16 protein-coding genes and 1 tRNA gene are annotated in these 25485 nt (G+C 43.8%); 13 read left to right on the top strand and 4 right to left on the bottom strand.

What is annotated here, in order from left to right; genetic code table 11:
* The first annotated feature begins 5 nt into the window (after positions 1-5).
* The 6 genes from ONT18_RS11045 to ONT18_RS11020 all read left to right on the top strand — a co-directional run bounded on the left by ONT18_RS11045 (position 6) and on the right by ONT18_RS11020 (position 10470).
* Positions 6-1466, top strand: a complete 1461-nt coding sequence (locus ONT18_RS11045) for a sensor histidine kinase (RefSeq protein ID WP_264905590.1) — start codon at positions 6-8, stop codon at positions 1464-1466.
* A 414-nt stretch (positions 1467-1880) separates the two neighbouring features.
* Entirely contained in the window at positions 1881-5195 is a 3315-nt protein-coding gene (locus tag ONT18_RS11040; protein WP_218458911.1) for a SusC/RagA family TonB-linked outer membrane protein, read from the top strand.
* A gap of 15 nt (positions 5196-5210) precedes the next feature.
* The gene (locus tag ONT18_RS11035) at positions 5211-6785 is read left to right on the top strand and encodes a RagB/SusD family nutrient uptake outer membrane protein (protein ID WP_218458912.1); all 1575 of its coding nucleotides are present in this window, start codon (positions 5211-5213) and stop codon (positions 6783-6785) included.
* 34 nt (positions 6786-6819) lie between these two features.
* Positions 6820-7701, top strand: coding sequence for a zinc-binding metallopeptidase (locus ONT18_RS11030; RefSeq protein ID WP_218458913.1), 882 nt, complete (start codon positions 6820-6822; stop codon positions 7699-7701).
* A 6-nt stretch (positions 7702-7707) separates the two neighbouring features.
* Positions 7708-9348, top strand: coding sequence for a DUF4302 domain-containing protein (locus ONT18_RS11025; protein ID WP_264905586.1), 1641 nt, complete (start codon positions 7708-7710; stop codon positions 9346-9348).
* Between the two features lie 18 nt (positions 9349-9366).
* Entirely contained in the window at positions 9367-10470 is a 1104-nt protein-coding gene (locus ONT18_RS11020) for a BACON domain-containing protein (RefSeq protein ID WP_264905584.1), read from the top strand.
* 103 nt (positions 10471-10573) lie between these two features.
* Here the strand turns inward: ONT18_RS11020 and ONT18_RS11015 are convergent, their stop codons facing one another.
* Together ONT18_RS11015 and ONT18_RS11010 are read right to left on the bottom strand one after the other, a co-directional pair.
* Positions 10574-11221 carry an ATP-binding protein gene (locus tag ONT18_RS11015; protein ID WP_367398941.1) on the bottom strand — a complete coding sequence of 216 codons (648 nt, stop codon included), beginning with the start codon at positions 11219-11221 and terminating at the stop codon, positions 10574-10576.
* 1060 nt (positions 11222-12281) lie between these two features.
* Positions 12282-12815: a porin family protein gene (locus tag ONT18_RS11010; RefSeq protein WP_264905580.1), complete on the bottom strand. Its 534-nt coding sequence runs from the start codon at positions 12813-12815 to the stop codon at positions 12282-12284.
* A gap of 366 nt (positions 12816-13181) precedes the next feature.
* Between ONT18_RS11010 and ONT18_RS11005 the strand changes: the two genes are divergently transcribed.
* Both ONT18_RS11005 and ONT18_RS11000 read left to right on the top strand, forming a co-directional pair.
* Positions 13182-15314: a Tex family protein gene (locus tag ONT18_RS11005; protein ID WP_117693382.1), complete on the top strand. Its 2133-nt coding sequence runs from the start codon at positions 13182-13184 to the stop codon at positions 15312-15314.
* 14 nt (positions 15315-15328) lie between these two features.
* Positions 15329-15613, top strand: coding sequence for a hypothetical protein (locus tag ONT18_RS11000; RefSeq protein ID WP_006848511.1), 285 nt, complete (start codon positions 15329-15331; stop codon positions 15611-15613).
* A gap of 110 nt (positions 15614-15723) precedes the next feature.
* Here ONT18_RS11000 and ONT18_RS10995 read toward each other — a convergent pair.
* Positions 15724-15805 (bottom strand) — tRNA-Leu (locus ONT18_RS10995).
* Between the two features lie 184 nt (positions 15806-15989).
* Here ONT18_RS10995 and ONT18_RS10990 point away from each other — a divergent pair.
* The gene (locus tag ONT18_RS10990) at positions 15990-17105 is read left to right on the top strand and encodes an SGNH/GDSL hydrolase family protein (protein ID WP_264905578.1); all 1116 of its coding nucleotides are present in this window, start codon (positions 15990-15992) and stop codon (positions 17103-17105) included.
* A gap of 40 nt (positions 17106-17145) precedes the next feature.
* Positions 17146-18423: a histidine phosphatase family protein gene (locus ONT18_RS10985; RefSeq protein WP_264905576.1), complete on the top strand. Its 1278-nt coding sequence runs from the start codon at positions 17146-17148 to the stop codon at positions 18421-18423.
* A gap of 256 nt (positions 18424-18679) precedes the next feature.
* Here ONT18_RS10985 and ONT18_RS10980 read toward each other — a convergent pair whose 3' ends face one another.
* On the bottom strand, positions 18680-21541 hold the full coding sequence (locus ONT18_RS10980; RefSeq protein WP_264905574.1) for a DNA gyrase/topoisomerase IV subunit A: 2862 nt from the start codon (positions 21539-21541) through the stop codon (positions 18680-18682).
* A gap of 105 nt (positions 21542-21646) precedes the next feature.
* On the opposite strand from ONT18_RS10980, the gene ONT18_RS10975 reads away from it, so the two are divergent.
* From ONT18_RS10975 to ONT18_RS10965, 3 genes are all read left to right on the top strand, one after another.
* The gene (locus ONT18_RS10975) at positions 21647-23209 is read left to right on the top strand and encodes a glycine--tRNA ligase (RefSeq protein WP_006848488.1); all 1563 of its coding nucleotides are present in this window, start codon (positions 21647-21649) and stop codon (positions 23207-23209) included.
* An 18-nt stretch (positions 23210-23227) separates the two neighbouring features.
* Complete coding sequence (locus ONT18_RS10970; protein WP_264905571.1) at positions 23228-23875, top strand: FKBP-type peptidyl-prolyl cis-trans isomerase; 648 nt, start codon at positions 23228-23230, stop codon at positions 23873-23875.
* A 93-nt stretch (positions 23876-23968) separates the two neighbouring features.
* Positions 23969-25351, top strand: coding sequence for an MATE family efflux transporter (locus ONT18_RS10965; RefSeq protein WP_264905569.1), 1383 nt, complete (start codon positions 23969-23971; stop codon positions 25349-25351).
* Positions 25352-25485 lie beyond the last annotated feature (134 nt).

Genomic DNA, 25485 nt, shown 5'->3' with positions numbered 1-25485 from the left:
TTAAAATGTTTAAGCTAAATAGTGTAGGTAGGAAGTTGTACTTCAGTGTACTGGCGGTGTTCCTTGTGTTCGCCGTCAGTTTTATCGTGTTCCAGCAGGCACGTGAGAAGCAGTATAAAATAGGTACGCTTACTATCAAGCTGGAAAATTATAATGAACTGCTGGCAGAAGATCTGGCGCTCTCTCCTGGTGAAGGAATTATTCTGCAAGATAGCATCCACAATAGGGATGTGACTGTGGCTCATGAGAAGTTGCAGGCTTTTGTCCGAGAACATGAAAGCAAGGATCTTCGTGTTACGCTGGTGCGCCCTAACGGTAAGGTGATTTATGACAACATGAGTTCCGACTATGATCATTTTGCCAACCATGCCAAGCGTGAGGAAATAGCAGAGGCCTTGAAAAACAGGGTAGGCTCAAGCGTGGAGCGACAGTCTAAAACCCTGAAGCATGATTATTTCTATGTGGCTTCTTATTTTCCGGAAAGCAAGCTCATCATCCGTACGGCACTACCTTATAATAATGATTTGGCAAAATCGCTGCAGGCCGACCAGCATTTCATCTGGTTTGCCATTGTAGCCGTCATTCTGCTTACCATCGTGCTCTACCGTTTTACGGACCGTCTGGCAAAGAATGTTTCCAAACTGAGCATCTTTGCTTATAAGGCAGACCACAACGAGAGTCTGGAGGTGGAAGATCTCGCCAAGTTCCCTAACGATGAGTTGGGCGAGATAGCTGAGCGCATCATCAAGATGTATAAGCGCATACAGACCACCCGACGTGAACAGGATGTACTGAAGCGGCAGCTTACCCAGAATATCGCTCACGAGCTGAAGACTCCTGTAGCAAGTATTCAGGGTTATCTGGAAACGATACTCGACAATCCGCATATCAACGAAGAGATAAAGTCGCAGTTTCTGCAGCGCTGTTATGCCCAGAGCGAGCGTCTCACCTCTCTGCTCCGCGACATCTCTACCCTGAACCGGTTGGATGACGGTTCGGATATGATAGATTTCGAGGCGGTAGACATTACGCAGATGGTGAGTGAAATAGCCCATGAGACGGCGCTGGAAAGAGAGTCGCACAAGATGACTTTCGAGAATCTTCTTCCCGACCAGCATATTATCGTGAAGGGTAACCGCAGTCTGCTCTATAGTGTGTTCCGCAATCTTACCGACAATGCCATAGCTTATGCCGGCGAAGGGCGTAAGATAACGTTGAGTGCCAAGGAGCAGGGCAATAAGTGGCATTTCATCTTCTGTGATAATGGTCAGGGAGTTCCTGCCGAGCATCTCTCCCGTCTTTTCGAGCGTTTCTATCGGGTAGATAAGGGACGCAGCCGCAAGATGGGTGGCACCGGTTTGGGGCTTGCCATCGTCAAGAATGCCGTTCTCCTGCATGGCGGAACCATCCGTGTGAGCAATCAGCAGGAAGGCGGCTTGAAGTTTGAATTTACGCTTAAAAAATAAAAATGTATTTTGAATAAAATATCTAAGCGGCAAATATAAATAATCAAGTGGCTGATAAAGGTACTTAAGTATAAAGAAAGGCAAGACTTCTGAGAAACTTCTGAATGGGGTTTTACAGAAACCTTGCCTTTTTTGTGTATTTTAGAACATTTTTATTTCCTTTTTGTAAACTTTGCTTAAATCTATTGTTTCTGACTTTTTTCTATTAAAAGTGTAGACAATATTTCTAAATGTTGACGAAAATCAAGAAAAACTAACTTTTTTCTATGAAAATATCGATAAAGTTTGCATTAATTCAATACTTTTTCTTATCTTTGCACCCGTAAAGTAATAAGAGAGATTTAAAAAGTATAAGAAGAGAAAAAATAATAATATAAAGTTATAAGAGTTGTTTAATTTTTAAGAGAGAATTTTATGGAAAAAAGATTGCTTTTCTTGTTAGTCAATCTCTTCCTTTTATGTGGGGGGGCATTGGCTCAAACGAAAGTAACAGGTACCGTAGTTTCTCAGGAAGATGGTGAACCTGTCATCGGTGCATCTGTCGTAGTCGCTGGAGCGGCACGTACAGGTACCGTCACCGATATTGACGGTCACTTCTCTTTGGAGGTACCTGCTGGTAAAAAACTTGTAGTTAGCTACATCGGTATGCAGAGCCAGACCTTGACTCCAGCCGCCAAGATGACTATCCGTCTGAAGGCAGATAGCAAGAACTTGGGCGAGGTGGTTGTAACGGGTATGCAGCATGTAGACCGTCGTATGTTTACAGGTGCAACAGATCAGTTGACTGCAAACGATGCCTTGATTAATGGTATTACAGATGTAAGTCGTTCCCTGGAAGGTCGTTCAGCCGGTGTGTCTGTTCAGAACGTGTCAGGTACATTTGGTTCTGCGCCAAAGATTCGTGTACGTGGTGCAACCTCTATTTATGGTTCTTCTAAGCCTCTTTGGGTTGTAGATGGTGTCATCATGGAAGATGTTACCGATATCAATGCAGATGATTTGTCTTCAGGTGACCCTGAAACCTTGATTTCTTCAGCTATTGCCGGTTTGAACTCAGATGATATCGAAAGTTTCCAGATTTTGAAGGATGGTTCTGCTACTTCTATTTATGGTGCCCGTGCCATGGCAGGTGTCATCGTTGTTACCACTAAGAAGGGTAAGGCTGGTCAGGCTCACATTAATTATATGGGTGAGTTCACTACTCGTATGATTCCTAGTTATAGCGATTTTAATATCCTCAATTCGCAAGAACAGATGGGTATTTATAAGGAATTGAAGGAGAAAGGCTGGCTTGGAGTTTCCAGTACTTTGAATGGTAGTGATTATGGTGTATATGGTAAAATGTATGAACTTATCAATACCTATGATGCCAAGACCGGTCAGTTTGCACTTGCTAATACACAGGAAGCACAAAATGCTTACCTACAGGCTGCTGAATACCGCAATACTAACTGGTTCAAGGAATTGTTCTCAAATGATATTATGATGAATCATTCTGTAAGTATGAGCGGTGGTACTGATAAAAGTAACTATTATGGTTCACTTTCAGTAATGACCGATCCAGGATGGTATAAGCAGAGTAAGGTTCAGCGTTATACCTTGAACTTGAATATCACTCACAAGATTTTCGACAATCTTTCATTCAATATTATCGGTAGCGGTAGTTATCGTAACCAGAAAGCTCCTGGTACATTGAGCCAGGATGTAGATGTTGTATCTGGACAGGTGAAGCGTGACTTTGATATCAACCCATATTCTTATGCATTGAACACTTCTCGTGCGCTTGACCCAACTGCTTATTATCATTCTAACTATGCAGCTTTCAATATCTTGCATGAGTTGGAAACCAACTATATTGACATCAATTTTATTGATGCAAAGTTTCAGGGTGAATTGAAGTACAAGCCAATCAAAGACTTGGAACTTTCTGCTTTGGGAGCTGTAAAATATACGACAACAAGTCAGGAGTATAAAATAGAGGACTCTTCTAACCAGGCAGAGTCTTATAGAGCTATGGGCAACTCTCTGATTCGTGATGCCAATAAGTATCTTTATACAGACCCTGATAATCCATACGCATTGCCAATCTCGGTTTTGCCTAATGGTGGTATGTATAAGCGTACAGATAATCGTATGTTGGATTACAACTTCCGTTTTACAGCCAACTATAGCAAGTCGTTCGATCATAATACTCATTTTATGAATCTCTTTGCCGGTATGGAGACTACAGGCATTGAGCGTACCCGTACCTTCTTTAATGGTTGGGGTATGCAGTATGACAAGGGTGAGGTACCATTCTATATATATCAGTTCTTTAAGAAGAGTTTGGAAGAGAATACCGATTATTATTCTCTCTCTAATACAAACTCACGTTCTGTAGCTTTCTTCGGCAATGCTACCTATTCTTATAAGCAGAGATATATTCTTAATGGAACCTACCGTTATGAGGGTAGTAATGCTATGGGTCGTAGCCGTAGTGCACGTTGGACTCCAACTTGGAACGTGGCTGGTTCTTGGAATGTAGATCAGGAGAAATTCTTCCAGTCTTGGATGCCTGTAATTTCTCACTTGAAGTTAAAGGCTTCTTACTCACTTACTGCTACTCCTCCTCCAACTAGTTATACAAGTTCTACCAATGTATATAAGGCATATTCACCTTGGCGCTTGCTGACAGGTGACAAGGAGACTGGTATCCAGTTGAGTCAGTTGGAAAATGATGAATTGACTTATGAGAAAAAGCATGAGTTTAACTTTGGTTTTGAGGCAGGTTTCTTGAATGATCGTATCAATTTGTCTTTCGATATCTATTCTCGTAAGAACTTTGATGAAATTGGTCCTGTTACAACCCAGGGTATCGGTGGCGAGGTAATCCGTTGGGCTAATGCTGCGGACATGAAGGCTAACGGTCAGGAATTAAGTATCAGTACAACTAATATCAAGAATAAGGATTTCTCTTGGAATACAAGTTTCATCTTCTCTCATACAAAGACAGAGATTACTAACTTGGAAAGTCAGGACCGTGCCATTGACTTGATGACCAATATGGGTGGTCGTAGAGAAGGTTATCCTGTGCGTTCTTTGTTCTCAGTACAATTCCAGGGCTTGGACGAAGATGGTCTGCCAACTTTCCTCAATGAGAAAGGTAAAGTGACTTCTGATGATATCAACTTCCAGGAGCGTGAGAACCTCGATTTTCTGAAGTACGAAGGTCCTACAGATCCAACTATACAGGGCTCTTTAGGTAATATCTTCAAGTATAAAGGTTTTGCTCTGAATGTGTTCATGACCTATTCTTTTGGAAATGTTGTACGTCTTGATCCTGTATTCTCTGCTACCTATTCTGATTTGAGTTCTATGACTAAGGAGTTTAAGAATCGTTGGGTACAGCCAGGTGATGAAAAATATACCGACGTGCCTGTTATTTTGAGTTACTATCAGTATCAGAACAATAAGCAATTGCGCTATGGTTACAATGCCTACAACTATTCTGATGTACGTATAGCCAAAGGTGATTTCATCAGAATGAAGGAAATATCATTGAGTTATGATTTCCCTAAGGCATGGATTCATCCGCTCAATAATCTGTCTTTGAAATTACAGGCTACCAATCTCTTCCTGATTTATGCTGATAAGAAGTTGAATGGTCAGGATCCTGAGTTTTTCCGTTCAGGAGGTGTTTCTTCACCTGTTCCAAGACAGTTTACTTTAACAGTTAAAGTTGGACTTTAATAAAATGCAAGCACAATGAAAAGAACAAAATATTTATTATCTACGGTTTTGGCAGTTTCACTCTTGGGATTTTCATCTTGTGATGATTATTTGGATAAGTTGCCAGACAATCGTATGGAATTGAAGTCTACTGATGATGTGAGTAACTTGCTAGTCAGTGCTTATTCTTCACGTTATCCTGCCTATTTGTTGGAGATGTACTCAGACAATACAGACTGTATAGATAACACTGGTTGGACAGAGGCAGACAAATTCCAGGGACAGGCCTATCGATGGGAGGATATAACAGAGATTCAGGACGATGAGAGTCCTCAGGAATTATGGAATGCGTATTATAAGGCCATTTCTTCAGCTAATGCTTCTATAGAATATATAGCTAAACTATCTGATACAGAAAAGACTGAGTATTCTGCTCAGTTGGGAGAGGCTCTTCTCTGCCGTGCCTACGGAGAGTTTATGCTTTCTACCGTATTCTGCGATGCATATGACAAATCTACCGCTGCCAGCAAATTGGGTCTGCCTTATCCTGAGCATACAGAGACTGTTGTAGGTCAGAAGTATAATCGCGGTACTTTGGAAGATTTATATAAGAAGATAGATGCAGATATTCAGGCAGGTCTTCCTTTGGTAGGTAATACCTATTCTACCCCGAAGTTCCATTTTACCCAAAAGGCTGCTTATGCTTTTGCTACTCGTTTCTACCTATATTATCAGGATTACGACAAGGCTATAGATTATGCGACTAAAGTTTTGGGTGATAATCCCGCATCACAGTTGAGAGACTGGGCAGGTCTCTCTAGTTTGAGCATGAACGATCAAGTGCAGCCGGAAGCGTATGTAAATTCTGGAAATAATGCTAACCTCCTATTACAGACAGCTTATTCTGACTGGGGTGCTGTTGGTGGTCCATATTCATATGGCGACCGTTATGCACATGGAAAGGTGTTGGCAACAACAGAGACGTTGCAGGCTGCTGGTCCATGGGGAAGCAATACCGGTTTTAACTATAAGGTATTTAACAATTCAGCTTTGTCAAAATATATTCTTCGTAAGATTCCTTATGAGTTTGAATATACAGATTTGCAAGCTGAAATAGGTTTTTCTCATAGCATATTTTCAGCGTTTAATACAGATATGCTGCTCATGGATCGTGCTGAGGCTTATGCTTTGAAGGGTGAATACCAGAAGGCTGTAGATGATGTAAATACTGAACTTTCTGTATTCAGTAAAAGAAATGTAACACTTTCTGTAGATGGTATTAAGGAATACTACAAAGGTATTAAGTATTATACTCCAAAGGAGCCAACTGTAAAGAAGGCTTTGCATCCGGCATTTACCATTGATGCAGAAACTCAGGAACCTGTTTTGCAATGCATCTTGCAGTTGAAACGTATCTTGAGCATGCATGAGGGATTGCGTATGCAGGATGTAAAACGCTATGGTATTGTTATCTATCGCCGCACCTTAAATAAGAATGATGAAATTCTTGATGTGACTGACAGTTTGACCGTAGATGATCCTCGTCGTGCTATTCAGCTTCCACAGGATGTTATCAACTCAGGCTTGGAGGCAAATCCACGTACTAAGTAATGTTTTTAAAAACGCTTAATTAAAGAATAAAAGTATGAAAAAAATATATTTGCTTTTGATGGTAGCTGTCATGAGCTTGGGATTTGTTTCTTGCTCAGATGATGATCCTGATGGAGCTACTATCTTCCCTACTGATTCGCCTGCTCGTGACAACCTGGACCAGTGGTTGTTGAAGAACTATACTTATCCATATAATGTGGATTTCCAGTATAAATGGCAGAAGATTGAGAGTGATATGAAGTACAATCTGGTGCCTGCAGATTCTGCAAAGTCGGCTAAGTTGGCTATCATCGTGAAATATCTGTGGTTTGATGCTTATAATGAGGTTGCTGGTCAGGATTTCGTCAAGACGTATGTACCTCGTGTTATCACTTTGATTGGTTCGCCAGCTTATGAGAATACGGGTACGATGGTGCTGGGTACTGCCGAAGGTGGTTACAAGGTTACTCTTTATATGGTGAATAATCTGGATGATGCTACATTGAAAGATTATGATGCTCTGACAACTTATTATTTCACTACGATGCATCATGAGTTTACTCATATCTTGAACCAAAAGAAGCCTTATAATACAGACTTCGATCGTATTTCTGAATCAGATTACGTAAGCGGTGACTGGTATCAGGTTCCTAATGCGACAGCCCTTAAGAAGGGATTTGTACGTAATTATGCAATGGTTGAAGGTCGCGAGGATTTTGCTGAGACAATGGCTCAGTATGTAACTTGCACAGATGCTGCCTGGGCAGCTAAGTTGAAGACAGCAGGCACCAAAGGCGCTGCTATTATCAACCAGAAACTGGAGATGATTCGTACCTATATGAAGGATTCCTGGAATCTTGATATTGACGAGTTGCACAAGGCTGTTCAGCATCGTGGTCGAGAAATGAGTTCATTGGATTTGGAACATTTAAAGTAATGAGACATGAGAAAGTTTTTATTATATATCATGGGTGTAATTAGCATGCTGTCTTTTCAGTCTTGTCTGCATGACGATAAGGAATTGTTTGATGAATCAGCAGCAGAAAGACTGGAGCATGCTACAGAAGAAACCAAGCAGATATTGGAGTCTTCTACCAGCGGTTGGGCTTTTCAGTATTATCTTGGTGATGAATATACAAGTGGTGGATGTACTTATCTTGTAAAGTTCAAAGATGGTAAGGCTGATGTTGCATTAGATTTGGCAGATGACCCTACAGATATAACACATTCATCTTATGATGTAGTGAAAGATCAGGGTCCTGTTCTTACATTTAACACCTATAATGAATGGATGCATTATTTTGCTAATCCAAATTCTGATGGTACTACCAGTGGAGGCGACTTCGAGTTTTCTGTCATGAAGATCAGTAATGATACGATTGACTTGAAGGGACGTACAACGGGTAACAAAATGCGTCTCATCCGCTTGCCGGAGAATACGGATTGGAAGAAATATTTAGAAGATATCAGCGGCATTGAAAGCGAGATGTTTACCAGCTATCAGCTGACGGAAGATGGAAATGTAGAAGGTATATTGACTTTTGATGCAGATACCCGTCGGGTGTCATTTGTGGATAAGGATAACAATACTTCGACCTATCCGTATTGCGTCACTCCAACAGGTATCGTCCTACCTGATTCTTGGAAGAGTGATGCTCATACATTTGTGTTACCTGATGGTAAGTATAGCATGGTAGCTAGTGATGTTGCCGCTGGCAAGATGGTTTCATTGGATCCTTATCTCACTCCTGATTATGTTTTCAAGAAAATAGGTACATCTATCAAGATGAACGATGCAGCGCAGAGCGTGACAGAAAAAGTGAAAATGGCTAACACGTTCACCTATTCCACAGATGCCGATTGGTTGACGATTACTGCTGACGATGCTAGCGTTACTTTCTCTGCTGCCGCCAATAATGAGGGACATCCTCGTGTGGCTACTGTGAAGGTGAAGAATGAGAATGGCGAGGATGAAATGACCGTCTGCCAGATGGAGTATGCCAAGGATATTTCTGGTACATACGTATTGCAGTATTATGATGCAGATGGCACTGTACAGCAGAATGTTTTTGACGTGACAGCCGACAATGCCGATGCCATCGATATGCCAATTAAGGTAGGTAAATATACATTGCATGCTTCCTTGAAATGGAATGCGGAGACCAATAGCTTTGATTGGAATAGTTTCCAGTATATGGGAAAATACGGAAGCTATTATGCTTACGACATATTGTATACTGATAGTTATTGGAGTGCAGTTTCTGACAAGTATACATATTCTGCTCCTGTAGCTTATGATGATGAAAATGGAACTTATGCTATATTCTCTGAAGGTAGTATTCTGGGTGAGGATATAAATATGGTCTATGTAATGGCTTGTGCAGCCAATCCTCCTGCAAGTACAAGTGATTTCAAAGCATACTTGGAAATCATGCAAGGAATTGCGCTCGTGAAACTTCCTGATGGGGCTAGTGCTGCGTCATTTACAGCTAAGGCAAGAGGTAGTCAGCAAGTCAAGGTACATTTCACAAAGATGCCCGCTTTTCATGCCAGTCCTGTGCTTGGTAAGAAATTGATTAAGTAACTTTAAAAAGAATGTGTTATGAGATTATCACGAATATATTATTTATTACTCGTCGTAATAGGAAGCCTCGCCTTGGCTTCCTGTGACGATGATGACAAGGTAGTGGACGAGGGACTGAAAGTTCTCTCTGCAGAGACTTCCTTTGGTGCCAATGGTGGTGAACATGAAATCTCCGTTAACAAGGATGTTGTGAAGGCTTATGCCGCTGATGATTGGCTTGCAGTGAATGCCCAGGGTAGCAAGGTGACCATTTCTACTCAGGCCAATGTGTCTAATGAGTCTCGCCACACTACATTGGTAGTTAAGTCTTCAGAGACTGATTCTACTATTGTCAATGTTTCTCAGTTGGGTTCAATCTTCGTTTTAGAAGGTTTGCCTTCTGGAATAGCTGCGTCAGATGCTGCTGTTTCTTATACTTATTCTATGAAGCACAATTTGCCTGTTGAAGTGAGTTCTTCCGCTGATTGGATTAAGGTTTCGGTGACAGATGATAGTTTCAAGGTGGATTTGAAAAAGAATGAGACCGGACGTTTTCGCTCAGGTAGTTTCACTTATTCATCTGGAAATATAAAGAATACAATCAATGTATCGCAGTCTGAATTTGCCAGAGACTTTGAAGGTATGTATTATCTTGCTTATACTTCTAACGAGGGCACCCAGGCAGCTATCTCTGCCAAGTTTGTCAAGGATACTGAAGGTAATTATGCTTTGGACTTGCCTCAGCTTGGACTGTCTGTTCCTGTGGCATTTGATGAGTCTACTTTCAAGTTATCTATTTATGCAGGACATAATCTTGGTGTCTTCCAGAAATATAATACGGTATCAATCCTTGGAGATTCTGAAGCTGGTTACCTCATATGGAATTCAGCAGTTAGCTTTACGGCAGGTTTTCAGTATAGCGATGAGGAAGGAACCTATGCAGAGTTTGAGGATAATGGCTCATGGCCAGGTTATAACGTAGACTATCTCGCTATTGGCGCTTACGATGGTGATGAGTTGACTAATGATAGCTATTTGGGTAACTTCTTAACAATGCTCAATCCTTATCTCTTGAAGATAGATGCTTCGGGTGCTCGCAAGAAGATGAACGTTGCGACACCTAAACTTTCCATCATGAAATAAAATTATATACATAATGTTTAAATAGGATTCTTTGTGAAAAGAATACATAAAATCTCTCGTCTGGGGGCGTGCTCATTTAAGCACGCCCCTTATTTATCGTTGATTATAAGTCATTCAGCATGAAATCATAGATGCTCATGAAGAGTATACCATTTGCATCACGGTTGCTGATGAGGCTTTCGCCCACAATGACGATTCGCTCGAAACCATCATCTATGCGGCGCAATGAGTTGATTTCTTGCTCTATCTTGTCTTGCGATGGCAGGCTGAGGGCCGACTGGATATAGCATCGGCGACTGCCCTTGTTGCACACGAAGTCTACCTCTAGTTGTTTGCGATAACTAGTGCCGTTTTCGTCTTTCCCATTCACTGTTACCACGCCTACATCCACATTGAATCCCTGTCTTCTCAGCTCGCAATATATCGCATTCTCCATGAGATGGGTCTTCTCTATTTGGCGAAAATTGATGAGTGCATTGCGCAGTCCTAAGTCGGTGAAGTAATACTTCATAGGAGTACTGATATATTTTCTTCCCTTCACGTCGTATCTCTTGGCTTCCTCTATAAGAAAGGCATCTGAGCAATAATCGATGTATGTTTTCAGAGTGGTAGAGCCAATGGATATATTTTTGTTGGTCTTGAATGTATTCGATAGTTTTTGAGGATTTACCAGTCCTCCTATGCCAGATGATAACATACAGAGAAGTTCTTCTAGCTCAGCATTGTTCTTGATGCGATTTCTGTTAAGAATGTCAATTGATTTAATTTTACGTTAGATTTTTGCGTAAATACGCATTTTTCTGCTGCAAAGATACGCTTTTTTGATGAATTTACAAAAGATTTTTGCGTAAATACGCATTTTTCTGCTGTAAAAGTGTTTTTATAATCTGTTCTTGTTCCTTTACCCTTATTTCTAATAATTGCCAGAGATTTTTATCAGTATGTAGCGTTTATTGTCTAGTTATGGAAGAATATTTTGCCGAGGAATAAGTTGGCTGTTAATCGGAAACAGTGTACTGGCGAATGAAGAACAGCTGACTAGCCGTACACTTGCCAGTTGGCTGTTCTATAGGAACAGTCAGCGTAAATGCCTGTAAAAATGTTGTAAGTAAGGGATAAGGAAATACTCTTCACTCTTCACCTTTCCTTCGGAATCCCCAGTGTTTATGGGCGTTTCGAGGGGTGAAGAGTTCTTGGGCACTCTTCACCCACTCTTCACCACTCTTCACCTTAGCTGGTTCGGCGGAGGATGTGTCATAAATTTATGATTCACCCTTTTCTTGTTGTTGGATGAGTAAGGATATGTTGTTTGAAGAGCTAGGATATGTTGTTGGAAGAGTAAGAATATGTTGTTGGAAGTGTTAGGATATGTTGTTGAAACAGCCAGTATCTTCGGTCGCACAACAGCTGTTGTGCGCTTGCATAACAGCTGATATGCGCATGCACAACAGGTGATGTGCATGCGATGGTCAACTGTTATGCGCCAAACTATTATCCAGACTTATGGCGCACCCTCCTCAGGGACGCCTAGCGGTCTTGCATCTCTCCTTAACACCTAGCGGTCTTGCGCTGCAATTTACGCCTGTTGGTCTTTGGAATCGGTGAAGAGTGGTGAAGAGTGGGTGAAGAGTGTCCAAGAACTCTTCACCCCTCAGAATGCCGATAAACACAGGGATTTCCGAAGGAAAGGTGAAGAGTGAAGAGTAAAAGCGTGTTCGCTTGCAGATAAAAATGGGGCGCAAGCTATTTCCTGGAAAGGAATCGCTTGCGCCCCTGATATTATTGCTTATGAGTAAATGAGCACCCTAAGATTAGAACTTGTAGATAGCACCAAATGAAATGTTGCTTGCATCTACGTTAAGTCCGAATGTTGATGAGTTTTTACCTTGGTCAGGAGAATAACCTTTGTAACCGAGGAAACCTACCTTTGTGATGAAGTTTACGTGGTCTGAAAGCTTAACAGCCAAACCTGGCTTGATGCCTACCTCGTAGGCATCGCCACCGCCCTTGCTGTAACTGCTGTAACCGATTGTACCCTCAACGAAGAGGTTAACCAACTTGGTTTCTACGGCTGTGTAACGTACGTAAGGAGCTACAGTGAATGTTGTAGATTCACCTACAGGAGAAAGCTTGCAAACTTCGCCCTTCTTGATACCAATCTCGAGACCAGCCTCCCACTTGTTGTTGAATTCGTAACCAATCTCTGGCATCAAGGTGTAAGCTGTCTTGCTGTCACCATCACCGATCTTGTTGCTGGAAATACCAGCTGTACCACCGATGTAAACCTGTGCGCTAGCGCAAACTGAAACGAGAGCCATAGCAAGGCTCAACATAATCTTCTTCATAATCAATCTTTTCTTTTAATTATTACTTTATTTTATCACTCTAATCAGGTAGCTTTTCAGCCCCTTTATTTATGATAGCAAAGCACATCCCAGACATGCCCTGCACTCTCTAATTCGGCGGCAAAGATATAGGAAATAACTTGAAACTCAAAACTATTTCTCAGTTTTTCTTGCAAAACAAGTCGTATTGTTGATGTAAATCAAGAAAACCGGGCATGCAGAATGTATCTAAAGCTATTTCTGAAGGATAGCTACGATTTTTTAGTGAAACCGCCAAATAATATGAGGGAATATTTGGGCAAACCAACTTTTTTCTCTATCTTTGCATGAACAAACAGTTTGAATCTTTTTTTATTAATATCATAAATGAATCAATTTACAAAGCTGATAGCAGCCCAGCTCAATCTGAAGGAGCAGGCTGTAGAAAATACTCTGGCGCTGCTCGAAGAGGGCTGCACCATTCCGTTTATCTCGCGATACCGCAAGGAGAAAACCGGTAATATGGACGAGGTAAACATTGAAGCCATCGCACAGGCTAACGAGAAACTCTCAGAGATGGCGAAGAGAAAAGAGACTATCCTCAAAACCATCGAGGAACAGGGAAAACTCTCGGATGAACTGAAAAAACGCATCGAACAGTGCTGGGATGCCACCGAACTGGAAGATATCTATCTTCCTTATAAGCCTAAGCGCCGCACCCGTGCACAGATAGCACGTGAGGCTGGTTTGGAACCTCTGGCACAGCTGCTCCTCTTCCAGCGTGAGCGCAATCCGGAACAGGCTGCCAGAAAGTTTGTGGGCGATAAGGTGAAGGATGTGGAGGCTGCTCTTCAGGGAGCCAAGGACATCATCGCCGAAACCGTAAGCGAGAATGAGCAGAGCCGCAATCAGATTCGCGGTGAGTTCAGACGCGGTGCCATCATCACTTCTAAGGTGGTAGCCAAGAAGAAGGATGAGGAAGAGGCGCAGCGCTTCTCCGATTATTTCGATTTCTCAGAACCATTGAAGAAATGTTCTTCGCACCGACTGCTGGCTATGCGTAGAGGCGAGGCGGCAGGATTCTTGCGTGTCAGCATCTCGGCTGATGATGAGCAGTGTCAGGATAAACTGAAGCGCCACTATGTACATGGTTTCGGTGAGTGCCAGACGCTGGTGGGTGAAGCGGTGGATGATGCCTTTAAGCGACTGCTGAAGCCTAGCATTGAAACCGAATTTGCTGCGCTCAGCAAGCAGAAGGCGGATGAGGAGGCTATTGTGGTCTTCGCCGAAAACCTGCGCCAGCTCCTGTTGGCGGCTCCTCTCGGACAGAAACGCGTGATGGCGGTTGACCCGGGTTTTGCCAATGGTTGCAAGACTTGCTGTCTCGATGCGCAGGGCAATCTGATTCATCATGAAATTGTTTATCCTCATCCTCCCCGCAACAGGAAGAGCGAGGCTACGGCTGCCATCCAGCGCATGGTAAAGATGTATCAGGTGGAGGCAATGGCTGTAGGTAACGGTACGGCAAGCCGCGAAACCAGCGACTGGCTGCATAGCATCGATTTCGTTCATCCGGTAGATATCTATGTGGTGAGCGAGGATGGTGCTTCTATCTATTCGGCTTCGAAGATTGCAAGAGATGAGTTCCCGGATGAGGATGTTACCGTGCGTGGTGCTGTGAGCATCGGACGAAGACTGATGGATCCGCTTGCAGAATTGGTGAAGATTGATCCGAAGAGCATCGGTGTGGGACAGTATCAGCATGATGTGGACCAGACTCAGCTGAAGAAAAGTCTGGATACGGTGGTAATGAGTTGCGTGAACTCGGTGGGTGTCAACCTGAATACCGCATCGCAGCATCTCCTGACCTATGTGAGCGGTTTGGGACCTACGCTTGCCAAGAATATCGTGGAATATCGCCGCGAGAATGGAGCCTTTGCTTCCCGTGCCCAGTTGAAGAAGGTGCCACGTCTGGGTCCTTCGGCCTTTGAGCAGTGTGCCGGCTTCCTCCGCATTCCTGGCGCTAAGAATCCTTTGGATAACAGTGCCGTTCATCCGGAGCGCTATGCGCTGGTAGAGCAGATGGCGAAAGATCAGGGCGTAACGGTGAAGCAGCTGGTAGAAGACAAGGCGCTGCAGAAGAAGATTGATATCAGAAAATATGTGAGTGCTGAGGTGGGTATGCCTACTTTGACCGATATCATGGCTGAGCTTGACAAGCCGGGCTTGGACCCTCGTGGTGAGGTAGAGAAGTTTGAGTTTGATGCCAGCATCAAGGAGATAGAGGATTTGCAGGTAGGCATGGTTGTGCCGGGCATTGTTACCAACATTACCAAGTTTGGTGCCTTTGTAGATATAGGTGTCCACAACGATGGTCTGGTTCATGTATCCCAGATGTCAAACCGTTACATTCAGGATCCTTCTGAGGTGGTAAAGCTTCATGAACATGTGATGGTGAGAGTGGCAGAAGTAGATTTGAAGCGCAAGCGCATCGCCTTGTCGATGAAGGGCGTGAAATAGAAAGGATATTCAGAATGAATCAGAATAATAATGGTGATGCTCTCTTGGCAGGGGGCATCACCAGAGATTGTATAGAGTCGGCATATTGCTTTATTCATCAGAAGCTCAGGGTTTTTGAATTTTCCACCAATCCTACGCAGCGTGATGATATAGAGTATGCCATCGCCCAGTATGTAGAGGGCATGAATCCGCAGCTCTATCTTCTTCTTTCGCAAGGCAGAACGGAATTCCTTCTAGACCATGTGAATTTTGAAAAAGATATGCGCGAGGCGCAGGAAAAACTGGAAGGGATGATGTAGGTATCTCTCTGTTTAGGAGAAGGATCTGACAAAAAGGTGTAAAAAGATAGGTAATTATATTAAAAGAAAATGCTAAATAGTTATATATTAACTACTTAGCATTTTTTTTGTGCGCCTGATAGGACTCGAACCTACACGGCCTGAACCACTAGATCCTAAGTCTAGCGCGTCTACCAATTTCGCCACAAGCGCATTCTTGGGTGCAAAGATACAATAATAATTTGAATAAAAAGAATAAAATTGAAAAAAATGATGGTTTTACTTGCTTTTTACGAGAAATAATGGTAATTTTGCAAACAGATACTGTTCTATTTTTATTTTGCAAAAAAACGAAGGCAGGACAGTAAGGACAGATAAAAACTATAATAACAGGAATATGAAAAAAGTATGGGTTATGATGCTGGCTACATTGATGGTTTCTTCCACGATGATGGCTGGAAATGTGAAGAAATCAACTACTCTTCCTATTGAGGGAGAGATCGTAAAGGCTTCTCATCCGATGATTCAGTATGTTGGGCGTGTGAGCTTTGCTAAGAATCCTGATGTAGCCAGTTTCAATTATCCGGGAACTACGATTGAGGCTAGTTTTCAAGGGTCTTCTCTGAAAATGCTGTGTCGCCCGAAGACTGGATATTTCATGGCGCAGATTGATGGTTGCGAACCTTTCAAAGTGGGCTTTAATGCCGAACGCGATTCGGTTGTTACCCTGGCTGCGGCTTTGCCAAAGGGGGTGCATCATGCTAAGGTGATGTATGTGATAGAAGGTTTGTTCCGTAAACCGGAATTCAGGGGATTCGTTCTTGATAAGGGATGCCAGCTCGTTGAGGCTCCGGCTCTCCCGGAACGGAAGATTGAATTTATCGGAAATTCAATCACCTGCGGTTATGGCGTAGAAAGTATCAACATGTCTGATCCTTTTGAAGATGAAACGGAGAACCATTGGCTTACTTATGCCAATATCGTAAGTGACAGTCTGAAGGCTCAGCATACTTCTATCTCCCGTAGTGGTATCGGTGTATATCGTAATTATAATGGTCCGAAGACAGGTGATGCCGATAATATGCCTTGGCAATATGAATATACCTTATTTGACCAGCATGATGAAAAATGGGATTTTGCCAAGTATCAGCCTCAGTTAGTCTGTATCAATCTGGGTACGAACGATCTTTCTACCAAGAATTATGATATTCAACTCTACGAGAAGAATTATCGCATGTTTATTAAAACGGTACGTAGCAAGTATCCTCATGCAAAGATTGTGATGTTGACAGGTCCGATGCTCGGCGAGAAGGAGAGTAGTAAGCAGCGAACTGTACTTGATAGAATCTGTGCTGATGCCAATATAACTGATAAGAACATTTACCGTTTCGATTTCAGTTTCCAGAAAGGAAATTTAGGTTATGGCGCCAGCTGGCATCCTAGTATGTTGCAGCATCGGAAGATGGCAGCAGAATTGCTTCCGTTCCTGAGAAAACTGATGAATTGGAATTAAATGAGACTGTATGTTTCCCAAACAAAATTATATGATAACAATGAATACAAAGAATCTATTATTATTGGCATCTCTTACATTGGCGATGCCTCTGACAGCACAGACTCCGCAAGAGGATTTCAAGCGGGATATTACGCTTTCGGGTAGTAACTATGTAGCTTATCGTGGTCCGCAGAAGCAGTTGACTGCGGCTCCTAAAGGTTATAAGCCTTTCTATCTGAGCCATTATGGCCGGCATGGTTCCCGCTATATGATTGGCAAGAAGGCTTATGATGTGCCTTATTTCTCTCTGCTCAAAGCGAAGCAGGAGGGCAAACTGACAGCTAAGGGCGAGGAAACGCTGGCTAAGGTGAAGATGATTCGTGAGGAGGCGAAGGGGCGCGATGGCGAACTGACTCCGCTCGGGGCTCTCCAGCATCAGGGTATTACCAGAAGAATGATGGAGCGCTTCCCTGAGATTTTTGCCGGTAATACGAATATTGAGGCCCGAAGTACTTTGGTAATCCGATGTATCCTCTCTATGGAGAACGGTTTGCAGCAGATGCTTCGCATGAATCCGAAACTTCATATCTTCCATGATGCCAGCGAGCATGATATGTATTATATGAACCAGGGCGACCGATATCTGGACAGCTTGAAGAACAGCGTGGGTATCAAGGTGGCACAGCAGGAATTTGCACAGAAGCACGTTAGCTATAGCCGTGTGATGCAGGAACTGTTCAACGACCCTGCCTGGGTGAAGCAGAATATCAACCAAAGTGACCTGAACAGAAAACTCTATGAGATGGCAAGCTCAATCCAAGGCACGGAACTAAGAGGCAAGGTTTCGCTCTATGACCTCTTTACTGAGGAGGAACTGTATCAGAACTGGCTGAATGCCAACATCTGGTGGCAGATGGCTTACGGCAACTCGCCTTATACGGGCAATGTGCAGCCGTTCTCCCAGCGCAATCTCTTGAGAAACATCATCCAGAAGGCGGATAGCTGCATCGCCTTGCCGCATCCGGGAGCTACATTGAGATATGGACACGATACGATGGTTACTCCGCTTACCTGTTTGCTGGATTTGAATGGATATGGCGAAGAGATTAAGGATCCGGAGAAGATTGCTTCTCAATGGTGGGATTATAAGATTACTCCGATGGCTACGAATTTGCAGTTTGTTTTTTATAGAAACAAGGCGAATGATGTGCTGGTGAAGGTGCTTTTGAATGAAGATGAGGCTACTTTGCCTATCAAGAGCGATGTGGCACCTTATTACCACTGGAATGACTTTAAGGAATACTGCCTGAAAAAGCTGGCGGGGTATAAAAGGTAAAAATGGAGGCTACTGACTGCTGGAGGGACAGGCGATGGAATCGCCTGGAACGGGGGCAGGAGGGGGACTGGCTTCTTTTTTACTGAACGCGAAACGCTGAAGCGCTAAACGCTAAAGCGCGAAATGCAAATGGCTAGATAATAAAAAAGGGGCTTAAGCTTTTTGAGGCTTAAGCTCCTTTTTTATGATGGGCGCTTTTCTTGCGCTTTTCTTGCTGCTTTTCTTAGCGCTTTCTTTTTCGCTTTCTTAGCGCTTTTTATTGCTTCGATAACCAGTCTTTATCCTTCTGGTCTTCTTCGAAATCTTTTTCTGAGAAGAGGTTGGTCTGACCAGTCAGCTCGTCAATCACCTGTTGCTCGCTTTTGCCAGCATCCGGATCAAGGTTTTCACCTTCATTCTCTGAGTCAGAACCATCCGGTTCCTCATCATTATCCTCAGAAGGAGGTTCTGGGAATCGGGTTGGTTCCAGTTCCTCGATACTTTCAATCTTCCATGTCGTGAGGCGCTTACCCTTTGCCTTGAAGCTCTTCTGCGCAATGAACTGCTCAGCATCGATTTCTTCGGCAGGACGGATGGCATCCACACCGCCATAAGTAACCTTGATGCGTGGATAAACCGTGTCGGTAAGCAAGATGAGCTTGCAGTTAGGGTTCTCTCCCATGAAATTCTGATGGCGCTTGGTGGCATCCATCGTGAATCGCTTGATGTATGGATATCCCTGATTGTCGGCATCGTAAAGGATAGCCGTCCAGATCTTGTGCTCATCCCATTTCTCTAAGCGGATGATGTTGTCCTCGTAGTGGTTGTTGACATCGAAATTGGTGATGTAGAATTCACCGTTGTCGAGTACTACCAAGATAGAATCATCATCATTGAATTCGCCCAGGAAGCGGCCGTTCTCATCGTAGTTGATGCGGTTTACGTCTGGATCGAACCAAACCTTTCTGCCTCCTAACGTGCTGTGGCCGTGACTCTTCAGACCGATGCGGCGAATGGTGCGCTTGGTAAGGAGATTACCTTTGGCTGCACGTCCCTTGATCAGAATGTCTGAGAAATCCTTCTCCAGGAAGATGCTCTGGCGCTTCTTCGTCAGGTCGGGCTCCATCGTACACTTGATGATTTCTGCCTCTCCATTCGGGTTGGCGGTGAAATAGATGACGCGGCTGCCAGGTGTACCCTGGGTGATGTCATACAACTTGTCGCGGGTCATGGCGGTTACGTTGAATCGCTTGATGAAGTAATCGCCTTGTTTGCCGTCGCGGTAAACACAGTTGTAGATGGTGCGCTTGTCGTTCTTCTTGAATACCTGAACATGGAGGATATTCTTACCGACGAATATCTTGTCTGCTACCTTGGTGACTTTAAACTTACCATCCTTATAGAAGATGATGATGTCATCGAGGTCGGAGCAGTTGCATACGAATTCATCCTTCTTCAACCCTGTACCAACGAAACCTTCCTGACGGTTGATATAGAGTTTCTGGTTAGCCTCTACCACCTTAGTCACCTCAATGGTATCGAAGTTTCTGATTTCTGTTTTGCGAGGATGGTTCTTTCCATACTTGCCCTTGAGATATTCAAACCAGTTGATGGTTACATCAGTCATGTGAGCCAGGTCGTTCTCTATCTCAGCAAGTTCTGCCTTAATCTTCATCAGCAGTTCGTCTGCCTTATCCTTATTATATTTAAGGATTCGCTGCATCTTGATTTCCAGGAGTTTGAGAATGTCCTCGCGGGTAATTTCCCGATGGAAGGCATATTCTACCATACCCTTACCGTCTACTTCGGCAGTAAAGAGTTTATCCTTGAATGGTTCGAGTTTTGAATCGATGAAGGCAACAACCTCATCCTGACTCTTACTCTGCTCAAACTTTCGCTCCTTGTAGATGCGTTCCTCGATGAAAATCCGTTCGAGAGAAGAGAAGAAGAGCTGTTCCTCCAATTCACCCTTTCTGATCATCAGTTCCTTGCGCAGCAATCCCATAGTGCGGTCTACGCTGTGGCGCAACACATCGCTGATGGTGAGGAAAACAGGCTTGTTGTCTTCGATGACACAGCAGTTGGGCGAGATGTTGATTTCGCAATCGCTGAATGCGTAGAGTGCGTCCATCGTTTTATCTGATGAGGTACCTGGTGCCAGATGCACAAGAATCTCAACATTTGCTGAAGTAACATCGTCTACCTTGCGTGCCTTAATTTTACCTTTTTCTACCGCTTTGGTGATAGAATCGATGAGGCTGCCTGTAGTCTTGCTGAATGGTATCTCGCTGATAACGAGTGTCTTGTTGTCGAGCTTGTCTATCTTGGCTCTTACCTTCAATGCACCCCCTCGCTGTCCATCATTGTATTTACTTACATCGATGGCACCGCCTGTAGGGAAGTCGGGATAGAGTTGGAATGGCTCGCCCTTGAGATAGTGGACGGCAGCATCGCAAATCTCATTGAAATTATGTGGCAAAACCTTACTGCTCAATCCCACGGCAATACCCTCGGCACCTTGTGCCAGGAGCAACGGGAATTTGGCAGGGAGCGTGATAGGCTCCTTATTTCTGCCATCATAAGAGAGTTGCCAGTCGGTGGTTTTAGGATTGAAAACCACGTCGAGAGCAAACTTAGAGAGGCGTGCCTCGATATATCGGGGAGCAGCGGCACGGTCGCCCGTAAGAATGTTTCCCCAGTTACCCTGCGTATCGATGAGCAGGTCTTTCTGTCCCATCTGTACCAAAGCATCTCCGATAGACGCATCACCGTGAGGGTGAAACTGCATGGTATGTCCCACGATATTGGCAACCTTGTTGTATCTTCCGTCGTCCATGCGCTTCATAGAGTGGAGGATGCGTCGCTGTACCGGTTTCAAACCATCCTCAATATGAGGAACGGCACGTTCGAGGATCACATACGATGCATAGTCGAGGAACCAGTTCTGATACATTCCGCTGAGGTGATGTACAGCAGAAGCATCGAATCGGTTCACCGGCTTATAATCGGAATGTTCTTCGGTCGAAATCTCCTCGTTGGCATCTTCCGCAGCATCCTGTTCAGATTCTGCAGAAGAATTTTCCAAATTTGGCGATTTTTCCTCTTCAAGACCGTTTTTATCTTTAATTTCGTCGCTCATATATAGCTTTTAATACTTATTTTATTAATTTATGGCAAAAATACAACAATTTTTCGAGAAAAAAGAGTATCTTTGCCGAAAATTTGAAAAAAATAAGATTTAATCATGGCACAGGAAGATGTTTTTAAGAAAATTGTAAGCCATTGCAAGGAATATGGCTTCGTGTTCCCAAGTAGTGAAATTTATGATGGCTTGGCTGCCGTTTATGACTATGGTCAGAATGGTGTTGAGCTCAAAAACAATATCAAGCAGTACTGGTGGCAGAGTATGGTGTTGTTGCACGAGAACATTGTTGGTCTCGATGCAGCTATCTTCATGCACCCTACAGTATGGAAGGCATCTGGACACGTAGATGCTTTCAATGACCCATTGATTGATAACCGCGATTCAAAGAAGCGTTATCGTGCCGATGTGCTCATCGAGGATCACATGGCTAAGTATGAGGAGAAGATTGCCAAGGAGATTGCCAAGGCTAAGAAGCGTTTCGGCGATAGCTTTGATGAGGCTCAGTTCCGTGCAACTAATCCTCGCGTTCTGGAGAACCAGAAGAAGTTTGATGATCTCCATGCCCGCTATACTGAGGCTATGCAGGGTCCTAACCTGGAGATGCTGAAGCAGATTATTGAGGATGAGGGTATTGTTTGCCCTATCAGCGGTACCAAGAACTGGACAGACGTTCGCCAGTTCAACCTGATGTTCTCTACCCAGATGGGTGCTGCCAGCGATGCTACAAGCAAGGTATATCTCCGTCCTGAGACAGCTCAGGGTATCTTCGTAGATTACCTGAGCGTTCAGAAGACCGGCCGTATGAAGTTGCCATTCGGTATCTGCCAGATTGGTAAGGCTTTCCGTAACGAGGTTGTAGCCCGTCAGTTCGTATTCCGTATGCGTGAGTTCGAGCAGATGGAGATGCAGTTCTTCTGCCAGCCTGGTACTGAGATGAAGTGGTTTGAATATTGGAAGAAGGTTCGTCTGGCTTGGCACGAGGCTCTCGGTATGGGTAATGAGAACTACCGTTACCACGATCACGAGAAGCTGGCTCACTATGCCAATGCTGCTACCGACATCGAGTTTAAGATGCCATTCGGCTTCAAGGAGGTAGAGGGTATCCACAGCCGTACCAATTTCGACCTTTCTCAGCACGAGAAGTACAGCGGCCGTTCTATCAAGTACTTCGATCCAGAGAAGAACGAGAGCTATGTACCTTACGATGTAGAGACATCTATCGGTGTAGACCGTATGTTCCTCAGCGTAATGTGCCACTCTTACTGCGAGGAGAAGCTGGAGAATGGCGAGACACGTGTTGTCTTGCGTTTGCCAGAGGCTTTGGCACCTGTTAAGTGTGCAGTGTTCCCATTGGATAAGAAGTATGGTTTGCCAGAGTTGGCTCACGAAATCGTTGACGAACTGAAGTTCCACTTCAATACTCACTATGGCGATCCTAAGGATTCTATCGGTAAGCGTTATCGCCGTCAGGATGCTATCGGTACTCCATTCTGTATCACCGTAGACCACGAGACTCCAAACGATCATAAGGTAACTCTGCGTTATCGTGATACCATGGAGCAGGAGCGCGTAGCTATCTCAGATCTTCGCAGTATCATCGAGGAGCGCGTAAGCATCACTAGCGTATTGAAGAAGCTTGGGAAGGAAATCAAGAACTTCTAATTAATCAAATACATTTAGATGAATCTTAAGAGTTTGAAATATTTCTTCTTCCTCATGATGGCAGTGATCACACTGTCATCATGCAGCGAAGATGATGATAATGTCTCTGAATATGCCAACTGGCAGGAGCGTAACGAGCAGGCTTTTGCCGATACATTGGCTTATGCCAGGAAGATGGGTGAAGCTAACGGCTGGTACGTTTATAAGAACTGGACGTTCGAAAACCAGATTCCGAACAAGGATCAGAATGGTAATTTAGCGACCCTTACTTATAAGGATTGCGATAATATCATCGTTCATGTTCTGAAGAAGGGAGAGGGTACAACTTCTCCAATCCTTACCGATTCGGTACAGGTGAGCTATCGTGGCCGTTTCATTCCTACTAAGAATTATACGGAAGGTTACGTCTTCGACCAGAGTTTTACGGGTACTTTTGATGCAGCTACAGCTAATCCTACCCGTAGTGTGGCCGGTGGATTTATCGATGGCTTTACCACCGCATTGCTCAAGATGCATCCGGGCGACCATTGGCAGGTGTTCATTCCATACCAGCTGGCTTATGGCGAGAGTGGTAATTCTTCAATCCAAGGCTATTCAATGCTCCGTTTTGAGATGGTGCTCAAGAGTTATAAGAGAGCTTCTGGCAAGAAGTGGATTACTGAATAATAAGAATAAAGATTTAGAGAAAAGTATGTGCATATGTTTGAAATGATATATGCACATATTTTTTTGTATGAGCGATATACGAGAAATTAATTTATGCTTTATAGCAAGAAGACAGATTATTTGATGGAGTCGATTCGCCTGGGTAGGGAGATGGATCGGCGCGAGAAACTCAATCTTATTGTAGGATTGAGTATACCTTCTATGTTGGCTCAGATTTCTACGGTGATGATGTTCTTCATCGATGCTTCGATGGTGGGTCATCTGGGAGCAGAGGCTTCTGCCAGTATCGGATTGATTGAGTCAACTACCTGGCTTATAGGTAGCTTGCTCAGTGCGGCGGCTACTGGCTTTTCAGTACAGGTGGCTCATTTTATCGGAGCTAATGATTTTGCAAATGCCCGTCAGGTGTTTCGCCATGCGCTGATTTGCGGTGTGGCGTTCAGCATTTTTGTTTCTCTTCTCTGTGTCGGCATTCATGCTTATCTGCCTTATTGGCTGGGTGGAGGTGCTGATATAGCCACCAATTCCTCTCGCTATTTTCTGATATACGGTCTGGTACTGCCATTCGTTTTCCTTTATCATATATCCGAGATGATGCTGAAATCTGCGGGCAATATGCATACGCCTAGTGTGATGGCAGTATTGATCTGCATCTGCGATGTGATATTCAATTACCTGTTTATCTATATCCTGAAGTTGGGTGTTGTGGGGGCTGCCTTAGGAACGGCGATGGCTTATGTCTGCATCTCTCTGCCTAATCTTTATCTTGCAGGTTTCAAGAATAAGATACTGAATCTCCGTCAGGACCATGTCCGTTTTCGTTGGGTCAGGTCGTATGTGCATAATGCCTGTAAAATCAGCATTCCGATAGCCATACAGAACATATTGATGAGCGGTGCGCAGATAGTGAGTACCATGATTGTGGCACCTCTTGGCAATATAGCCATTGCTTCCCATTCTTTTGCTATTACGGCAGAGAGTCTTTGCTATATGCCGGGCTACGGTATCGGTGATGCGGCTACCACTCTGGTGGGACAGACGCATGGAGCAGGACGGATTGGTTTGTGCAAGAATTTTGCTTATATGACAGTAGGACTTGGAATGGCAGTGATGGCTGTGATGGGAGTGGTGATGTATGTCTTTGCTCCTGAGATGATTGGCGTTCTTTCTCCGGTAGAAAGCATCCGTGAGATGGGTACCATCTGTTTGCGCATCGAGGCTTTTGCTGAACCATTCTTTGCAGCCAGCATCGTGACCTACTGTGTTTGTGTAGGAGCGGGCGATACCAGGAAACCGGCGATGATCAATCTCGGTACCATGTGGCTGGTGCGCCTCACTCTGGCTTATGCGCTTTCCAAGAGCTATGGCTTGGAGGGAGTATGGATAGCGATGGCTACCGAACTCACATTCAGGGGAATCCTCTTCCTTATCCGCCTCTTCAGAGGTTCATGGATGAAGAGTTTTCATGTAGGTTAGGATTGGTTTTCTGCCTCCAATGTTAGTTTTAGGTTAAGATTTGCATACATCGGGAAGATATTCTCTAAAATGTTTGCAAATCTTTTTTATTTTTCTTAATTTTGCATCGCAGAAGGTAATCATGTTACTGGATA

It is taken from the genome of Segatella copri (assembly GCF_026015295.1).
GTDB classification, from domain to species: domain Bacteria; phylum Bacteroidota; class Bacteroidia; order Bacteroidales; family Bacteroidaceae; genus Prevotella; species Prevotella copri_C.
This window is presented reverse-complemented; position numbering and strand designations above follow the sequence as displayed.

Bases quoted from the DNA above. Each gene is read 5' to 3' on its own strand.
- ONT18_RS11045 (WP_264905590.1), top strand. From the start codon at position 6: ATGTTTAAGCTAAATAGTGTAGGTAGGAAGTTGTACTTCAGTGTACTG.
- ONT18_RS11040 (WP_218458911.1), top strand. From the start codon at position 1,881: ATGGAAAAAAGATTGCTTTTCTTGTTAGTCAATCTCTTCCTTTTATGT.
- ONT18_RS11035 (WP_218458912.1), top strand. From the start codon at position 5,211: ATGAAAAGAACAAAATATTTATTATCTACGGTTTTGGCAGTTTCACTC.
- ONT18_RS11030 (WP_218458913.1), top strand. From the start codon at position 6,820: ATGAAAAAAATATATTTGCTTTTGATGGTAGCTGTCATGAGCTTGGGA.
- ONT18_RS11025 (WP_264905586.1), top strand. From the start codon at position 7,708: ATGAGAAAGTTTTTATTATATATCATGGGTGTAATTAGCATGCTGTCT.
- ONT18_RS11020 (WP_264905584.1), top strand. From the start codon at position 9,367: ATGAGATTATCACGAATATATTATTTATTACTCGTCGTAATAGGAAGC.
- ONT18_RS11010 (WP_264905580.1), bottom strand. From the start codon at position 12,815: ATGAAGAAGATTATGTTGAGCCTTGCTATGGCTCTCGTTTCAGTTTGC.
- ONT18_RS11005 (WP_117693382.1), top strand. From the start codon at position 13,182: ATGAATCAATTTACAAAGCTGATAGCAGCCCAGCTCAATCTGAAGGAG.
- ONT18_RS11000 (WP_006848511.1), top strand. From the start codon at position 15,329: ATGAATCAGAATAATAATGGTGATGCTCTCTTGGCAGGGGGCATCACC.
- ONT18_RS10990 (WP_264905578.1), top strand. From the start codon at position 15,990: ATGAAAAAAGTATGGGTTATGATGCTGGCTACATTGATGGTTTCTTCC.
- ONT18_RS10985 (WP_264905576.1), top strand. From the start codon at position 17,146: ATGAATACAAAGAATCTATTATTATTGGCATCTCTTACATTGGCGATG.
- ONT18_RS10980 (WP_264905574.1), bottom strand. From the start codon at position 21,541: ATGAGCGACGAAATTAAAGATAAAAACGGTCTTGAAGAGGAAAAATCG.
- ONT18_RS10975 (WP_006848488.1), top strand. From the start codon at position 21,647: ATGGCACAGGAAGATGTTTTTAAGAAAATTGTAAGCCATTGCAAGGAA.
- ONT18_RS10970 (WP_264905571.1), top strand. From the start codon at position 23,228: ATGAATCTTAAGAGTTTGAAATATTTCTTCTTCCTCATGATGGCAGTG.
- ONT18_RS10965 (WP_264905569.1), top strand. From the start codon at position 23,969: ATGCTTTATAGCAAGAAGACAGATTATTTGATGGAGTCGATTCGCCTG.